Source organism: Streptomyces sp. FH025 (genome assembly GCF_017427025.1).
GTDB lineage: Bacteria > Actinomycetota > Actinomycetes > Streptomycetales > Streptomycetaceae > Kitasatospora.
This window is the reverse complement of the sequence record NZ_JAFLNG010000408.1, coordinates 1-7,123: the sequence shown is the minus strand read 5'-3', so window position 1 is coordinate 7,123 and position 7,123 is coordinate 1. Positions and strand designations below refer to the sequence as shown.

At 74.7% G+C, this 7,123-nt stretch carries 7 protein-coding genes; 4 read left to right on the top strand and 3 right to left on the bottom strand.

Going from position 1 to position 7,123, the window contains the following annotated elements; translation table 11 throughout:
- Nucleotides 1-37: 37 nt before the first annotated feature.
- From J0670_RS25245 to J0670_RS25235, 3 genes are read right to left on the bottom strand one after another with little or no spacing between them, the layout of a single operon-like run.
- On the bottom strand, nt 38-697 hold the full coding sequence (locus J0670_RS25245) for a bifunctional 4-hydroxy-2-oxoglutarate aldolase/2-dehydro-3-deoxy-phosphogluconate aldolase (RefSeq protein ID WP_207813957.1): 660 nt from the start codon (nt 695-697) through the stop codon (nt 38-40).
- A complete protein-coding gene (locus tag J0670_RS25240; protein WP_207813956.1) occupies nt 694-2,331 on the bottom strand; it encodes an amidohydrolase family protein in 1,638 nt (545 codons plus the stop codon). Before J0670_RS25240 ends, J0670_RS25245 begins: the two co-directional genes overlap by 4 nt.
- A complete protein-coding gene (locus J0670_RS25235) occupies nt 2,331-3,704 on the bottom strand; it encodes an alanine racemase (RefSeq protein ID WP_374223160.1) in 1,374 nt (457 codons plus the stop codon). Before J0670_RS25235 ends, J0670_RS25240 begins: the two co-directional genes overlap by 1 nt.
- Nucleotides 3,705-3,867: 163 nt before the next feature.
- On the opposite strand from J0670_RS25235, the gene J0670_RS25230 reads away from it, so the two are divergent.
- From J0670_RS25230 to J0670_RS25215, 4 genes are all read left to right on the top strand, one after another.
- Entirely contained in the window at nt 3,868-4,998 is a 1,131-nt protein-coding gene (locus J0670_RS25230; RefSeq protein ID WP_207813954.1) for a sugar kinase, read from the top strand.
- Nucleotides 4,999-5,029: 31 nt separating this feature from the next.
- Nucleotides 5,030-5,779 (top strand): IclR family transcriptional regulator, encoded by a 750-nt coding sequence (locus J0670_RS25225; protein WP_207813953.1) that lies wholly within the window; start codon nt 5,030-5,032, stop codon nt 5,777-5,779.
- Between the two features lie 28 nt (nt 5,780-5,807).
- On the top strand, nt 5,808-6,215 hold the full coding sequence (locus J0670_RS25220; RefSeq protein WP_207813952.1) for a RidA family protein: 408 nt from the start codon (nt 5,808-5,810) through the stop codon (nt 6,213-6,215).
- Between the two features lie 126 nt (nt 6,216-6,341).
- Nucleotides 6,342-7,064, top strand: coding sequence for a DUF2470 domain-containing protein (locus J0670_RS25215; protein WP_207813951.1), 723 nt, complete (start codon nt 6,342-6,344; stop codon nt 7,062-7,064).
- Nucleotides 7,065-7,123 lie beyond the last annotated feature (59 nt).

Below are 7,123 nucleotides of genomic sequence, written 5' to 3'. Positions count from 1 at the left end.
ACCCCGCGCGGCCCCTCGAGGACCCGAGGGCCCGCGCTCAGCCGGCCGCCACCACCGCGCAGGCCTCCGTGAACACCCGGGCCCGCCGGGTGATCTCCGCCCAGTCCCCCGCCGCGACCACCTCCGGCGGCACCACGTCCGTTCCCGCACAGACCGCGAGCGCGCCCTGCGCCAGGAACTCCGCCGCGTTGCCCGCGTTCACCCCGCCCGAGGCCACCAGCCGCACCTCCGGGTACGGGCCGCGCAGGTCCTTGAAGTACCCGGGGCCGAACGCCCGGGCCGGGAAGACCTTGACGGCGGCGGCCCCGAGGTCCACCGCCCGCGCCACCTCGGTCGGAGTGAGCGCCCCGAGCACCACCGGCACCCCGGCCGAGCGGCCCGCCTCCGCGACCTCGGGCCGGCAGCCGGGGGTGACCAGGAAGGACGCCCCGGCGGCCATCCCGCGCTCGGCCTGGTCGGCGGTCAGCACCGTGCCGACCCCGACCCGCCACCCGGCCTTCGAGGCACGCTCCAGATGCTGCGTCACATCCGGCGTGGTGTAGGTGAATTCGGTCAGGCTGATACCGCCCTCGGCGAGCGCGGAACACAGCGCGGCGGCGTCCGGGATCCGGGGCGCACGGACCACCGCGATCACCTGCTCGTCGCTCGGGAAGGGCTCACTCGGAAAGGAGTCACGGGGGAAGGAAAGGTCAGTCATCGGGCCAGAGTTCCTCGATCGGTGCGGCGCAGGGCGCGCCCGGGCCGGGCGCCGGTGGTGTGACCCTGCCGGACGACGGCGGTGCCGTTGACGTACACGTACTCGATCCCCTCGGCGGGCAGCCGGGGTTGCTCGAAGGTGGCGGTGTCCCGGACCCGCCGTGGGTCGAGGAGCACCAGGTCCGCGTGGTACCCGGCGGCGACCCGTCCGCGCCGGTGCAGCCCCAGCCGGGCGGCGGGCCGGCCGGTCATCCGGGCGACCGCCTCCTCCAGCGTCAGCACGCCCAACTCCCGGCTGTAGTAGCCGAGGTAGCGCGGGAAGGTGCCCCAGGCGCGCGGGTGCGGCCGTGCGCCGACGAGCAGCCCGTCACTGCCGACGGTGTGCGCACGGTGGCGCATGATCGCCCGGACGTTCTCCTCGTGCCCGACGTGCTGGAGGATCGTGGTGGCCAACTCGTCGCGGCGCAGCAGGTCAAGGAAGACCTCCGTCCCGCCGCACCCGCGCTCGGCGGCGAGTTCGGCGACGGTACGGCCGACCGCCCCCACCAGGTCGCCGGACCGCACCCCGGAGATCTGGATCGTCGCCCAGTCGGTGACCACTCCGTGGCAGCCGTCGCTGCCCTTCTCCTCCACCTCGTAGCGGATCCGCTCGCACTCCGCCGGGTCGGCGAGCCGGGCCAGGGTCGCGCCCGGGCCGCCCTCGGTGGCCCAACTCGGCAGCAGGGCCGCCAGGGTGGTGGAGCCGGGCAGGTAGGGGTAGCTGTCCAGGGTGAGGTCGACGCCCTCGGCGAGCGCCCGGTCGACCAGTTCCAGCAGCTCGCCGGCCCGGCCCCGGTTGACGCCGAAGTTCATCGTGGCGTGGGTCAGGTGCAGTGCGCAGCCGGACCGCCGGGATATCTCCACCATCTCCGCGTACCCCTCCAACGCCCCTGCTCCGTAGGAGCGTTGGTGCGGGGCGTGGAAGCCGCCGTAGGCCGCGACCACGGTGCACAGCTCGACCAGCTCGGCGGTGTCCGCGTACATCCCGGGGGTGTAGCTGAGGCCGCTGGACATGCCGACCGCACCGTCCAGCAGGCTCTGCGCCAACACCTGTCGCATCCGGTCGAGTTCGGCCGGGGTGGGCGGCCGGTTGGCCCAGCCCATGGCGAGCATCCGCAGCGAGCCGTGCGGGACGAGGTAGCAGGCGTTGACGGCGACGCGGGTTCGGTCGATCCGGTCCAGGTAGCCGGCGACGTCGCGCCAGTCCCAGTCGAAGCCCTCCGGATCGCCGTTCCAGCCCGCCAGTTGGCGGCGCAGGGCGGGCAGCGTGCTGCCGTCGACCGGGGCGTAGGACAGGCCGTCCTGGCCGAGGACTTCACAGGTGACGCCCTGGGTGACCTTGGCCGGGTGCTCGGGTTCGAGCAGCAGGGCCAGGTCGGAGTGGGCGTGCATGTCGATGAAGCCGGGGGCGAGGACCAGCCCGTCGGCGTCCACCGCGGTGGGGGCGTCCAGTCCGCGGCCGATCTCGGCGATCAGGCCGTCCGCGATCAGGACGTCCGCCCGGTAGCGTTCGGCGCCGGTGCCGTCGATGACGGTCGCGCCCTTGAAGACGGTCCGCTCGGCGACTGTCCCGGTGGCTCTCTCCGCGTCCGCCATCAGAAGAACGTCCTGATCAGCCCGGTGACCTTCGGCTCGGCCGCGTCCGCGGAGTCCAGCACCGGGATCGCCGTCCACTTGTCGAAGGCCGTGCACGGGTGCGAGATGCCGAGCCGCAGCACCGCGCCGATCGGCGCGAGGTCGCCCGCGTCCCGCAGGAAGGCGTGCTGGTCGTTGAGCGCGCTGATCCGCGCCGCCGTTCCGGTCAACTCGGCTCCGCCGCGAACCAGTTGAGGCTCCGGAAGGCCCTCGTCGAAGGGCAGGTCGCGCTTGCCCGCGTCCAGCAGCGCCAGTTGCGGCTCGGGCCGGGAGGCCACCCGGGCCCACCCGTGCAGCGCGGCCCGCAGCGGTGTCGGGCCGCCACCCCGGGCGAGTGGCGAGATGCCCCGGTAGAAGCCGTCGTCGTGGGCGATGTACGCACCGGAGCGCAGCACCACCAGTGCCTCCGGCAGGGCGGCCAGTTCCTCGGCCACCAGGTCGAAGTAGGCGCTGCCGCCGGCCGAGACCACCGGCCGTACGCCCTCCGGGTAGGCGCCGGCCAGCCGCCCGTGGAGTTCGCCGAGCTCCTTGAGGTAGCTGCGGACGGCGGCCAGCCCCTCGGCGCCGGCGTCGTGCGCGAGCGCGCCCTCGTACCCGCCGACTCCGGCGAGCCGCAGGGTGGGCGCGCGCAGCACGGCGGCGGCGACCTCGACGGCCGCGTCCACGCCGCGCGCTCCGGTGCGCCCGCCGGGGCCGCCGAGTTCGACCAGCACTTCGAGCGGCCGCTCGGCACCGGCGGCGCGCAGCGCCTCGTCCATCAGCCGGACGCCCTCGGTGGAGTCGGTCCAGCAGAGGAAGGCGAAGCCCGGGTCGGCGGCGAGTTCGGCGGCGAGCCAGGCGAGCCCGGCCGGGTCGAGCAGGGTGTTGGCGAGCAGGATCCGCCGCACCCCGAAGGCGCGGGCGACCCGCACCTGCGGCAGGTTGGCCAGGGTGATGCCGTGGCTGCCGGCGGCGAGCTGGGCCTGCCAGAGGGCGGGCGCCATGGTGGTCTTGCCGTGCGGGGCGAGCGCGACGCCCGCCTCGGCGCACCAGCGGGCCATGGTGCGGACGTTGTGGTCGAGCGCGGCGCCGTCGAGGGTGAGCAGCGGGGTGCCGAGCGAGGAGAGGGTGGGGCCGGTGGCGAGCCAGTCGCGGGCGGTGCGCCCCCAACTCTCCGGGGGCGCGGCCTTGAACCGCCAGTCGAGCGTCTCCTCGGCCAGGGCCGCCACCGCGCCCTCGGCGATGCCGGGCCCGGGGGCGCTGGTCGCGAAGGCGCCGCCGCTGTCGAGGGTGCTGCCGCCCGGGAGGGCGCCCCCACCGCCGGGGGTGCCACCGTTCGGGAAGGTCTGCTCCACCGTCTTCCTCCATCCGCCATGTTGCAACATGTGCAACGAGGGTTGCACATGCTGGCAGCACGGTTCTAGCATCGGCGCCGGATCAAGGTCAACGGAACCGACTGACGGTCAAACCTGGTCGGCCCGCCCACCGCGGAACGGCCGCAGACGAGGAGCCCAGCAGATGCCGCGACAGGACACCCCGGGCTCGACCCCCTCCGGCCCTCCCCCGACGGCCGTGTGCGTGGGCGAGTCGATGGCCGTCCTGCTCCCGGACCGCCCGGGCCCGCTGGAGGCGGTGGAGAACTTCCGGCTGTCCGTCGGCGGAGCGGAGTCCAACGTGGCCGGGGCACTGGCCGCGCTCGGCGTGCCGACCGCCTGGATCAGCCGGGTCGGCGACGACGGTTTCGGCCGCCGCCTGCTCGCCGAGGTCGCCGCCCGCGGTGTGGACGTCTCCGCCGTCGCCGTCGACCCGCACCGCCCGACCGGCCTCTACCTCAAGGAGGTCGGCGGCGCCACCGGCCACCGGCACGACCTCGGCCCCGGCCGCAGCCGGCTGCACTACCACCGCCGGGGCTCCGCGGCCGCCGCCCTCTCCCCGGCCCTGCTCACCGACCCGGCCGCCGCCCGACTGCTGTCCGGCGCCCGCCTGCTGCACCTGTCCGGCATCACCGCCGCACTCTCCGACGACTGCCTGGCCCTGCTGCGCGCTCTGCTCGCCGACCGCCGGCCGGGCCGGACGGTCAGCTTCGACCTCAACTGGCGCCCCTCGCTCTGGCGGGACCGCGACCCGGCCGTACTGCCGCCGCTGCTGGACGCCGCCGACGTGCTGCTGCTCGGCTCCGACGAGGCGCAGGACGCCTTCGGCACCGGGGAGCCCGCCGCGCTGCGCCGCCGCTTCCCCACCCCGGCCACCGTGGTGGTCAAGGACGCCGCCCGGGTGGTCACCGCCCTGGAGCGGGACGGTACGGCGGTCGCGGAGCCGGCCCTCGACGTCGAGGTGGTGGAGGCGACCGGCGCGGGCGACGCCTTCGCGGCCGGCTACCTGGCCGGCACCCTCCACGGCCTGGACCAGCGCCGCCGGCTGAGACTCGGCCACCTGAGCGCCGCCTGCGCGCTGACCGCCCACGGCGACCAGGCCGAGCTGCCGCCCGGGCCCGTGCTGACCGCCCTGCTCGACGCCTCCCCCGCCGACTGGGCCGCCACCCGGGTCAGCGCCGACGGCATCACCTCCCCGGCACTGCCGGCCAAGGTGCCACCGGCCAAGGTGCCACCGGCCAAGGTGCCGCCGACCGACCGGGCCCGGGCACAATGAGCAGGACCCTCAGCCCTCGAAGCGGAGCACGATGAGCCAGACCGTCACCCGCGCCCTGCGCATCCTCACCGAACTCGGCGAGGGCGAACGCTCCCTCGACCAGCTGGCCGAGGTGCTCGGCGTGCACAAGACCACCGTGCTCCGACTGCTCCAGAGCCTCGAGGAGGAACGGTTCGTCTACCGCGACGCCGCCTACCGCTACCACCTCGGCGCGGGCCTGTTCGCCCTCTCCGGCCTCGCCCTGGAGCAGCGCGGCATCCGCCGGATCGCCGCCCCGCACCTCGCCGAGCTGAACTCCGCCACCGGCCAGACCGTGCACCTGGCCGCGTACGAGGGCGGCGAGGTGGTGTACATCGACAAGTTCGACTCCCGACACCCGGTCAGGATGTACTCCCGGATCGGCCTGCGCGCCGCCCTGCACAGCGCCGCCGTCTCCAAGGTGCTGCTGGCCGACCTGCCGCTGCCCGAGCGCCGCCGGGTGGTGGCCGGGATCGACTTCACCCCGCACACCGAGCGCACCCTCACCTCCCCCGAGGCGCTGCTGGCCGAGCTGGAGAAGGTCGCCGCCCAGGGCTGGGCGCAGGACCACGCCGAGCACGAGGCCTTCATCAACTGCGTGGCCGCCCCGATCCGGGACGCCAGCGGCCGGGTCGTCGCCGCCGCCTCCATCTCCGTGCCCGACGTCCTCCTCCCGTACGAGCAGGTGCTGGACCTCCTGCCGCAGCTGCTCGCCACCACCCGCGCCGTTTCGGCCGACTGCGGCCGCCCCGACCACAACTGACGAACCGTCACCACCGTAAGGAACACCGATGTCCGAGAAGACCGAGATCCGCACCGACGGCGCCCCCGCCCCCGCGTGGATGTTCTCCCAGGGTGTCCGCAAGGGCCCGATCCTGCAGGTCTCCGGCCAGGGCCCGCAGGACCCGGCGACCGGCGAGTACCTCCACCACGGCGATGTGAAGGCCCAGACCCGCCGCACCCTGGAGAACGTCAAGGCGATCATCGAGGCCGGCGGCGCCACCGTCGAGGACGTGGTGATGTTCCGCGTCTACCTCACCAAGCGCGCCGACTTCCCGCTGATGAACGAGGTCTACGCCGAGTTCATCGACGAGAACATCAAGCCCGGCGGCGTGAAGCCCTGCCGCACCACGGTGTTCGTCGAACTCCCCCAGGAGCCCATGCTGGTGGAGATCGACGCCCAGGCCGTCGTCGCCTGACGCGGCGGAGCCACCGAGGGCCCGGATGCCCCGTACGTCCGGGCCCTCGGCATGCCGCCACACCCACTTGCCACACCCTCAGCCGGACATTAGGTTAGGCTCACCTAACTAACAGGAGGTCCGTCCATGAACCGGCCGAACACCGGCGACGCCGAGGTGCCCGAGCCCACCACCGCCGAACGGGTCCACAGCCTGCTCAGCGCGACCTCCTCGCTCACCGTCCGTGCCCTCGGCGAGCACCACGACCTGGACACCCCGGTCTCCGTGCGCGGCTCCCGGCTGCGGCTGCGCGCCCCGCTGGACGCCCCGCTCACCGCGGCCGCCGCCGGCGCCACCGAGGGGATCGCCATCGTCCTCGACGTCACCGACGTCGCCCCCGTCGCCGTCCGCGACCGCGTCCGCGCCCGTCTCACCCTGGCCGGCCGACTGCACCTGGCCCACCTCGCCGACGACGGCCTCAGCGTCCACCTGCGCGTGGACGTCGCCCACGCCGTCCTCGCCACCCCGTACGGCACCGGCGCCCTCACCGCCGCCGACCTCGCCGCGGCCGCCGCCGACCCGCTGGCCCGCCAGGAGGCAGCGCTGCTCACCCACCTCGCCGACGACCACGCCGACGCGATCCACGCCCTCACCCGCCTGCTCGACCCGGCCCTGCTCTCCGAGCACCCCGACGTCCGCCCGCTCGCCCTGGACCGCCACGGCCTGGTGCTGCGCCTGGACCACCCGCACGGCCACCGCGACGTCCGCCTGGTCTTCCCCGAACCCGCCGCCGACGCCGACGACTTCGGCCACCGGATGCACGACCTCCTCACCGCCGCCCGGCACGGCCTGCCGGCGCACCGGAGCTGATCAGCGTTCGGCGGAGTCCTCCAGCACGATCCGCCCCATCCGCTCGTACGCCTCCGGCC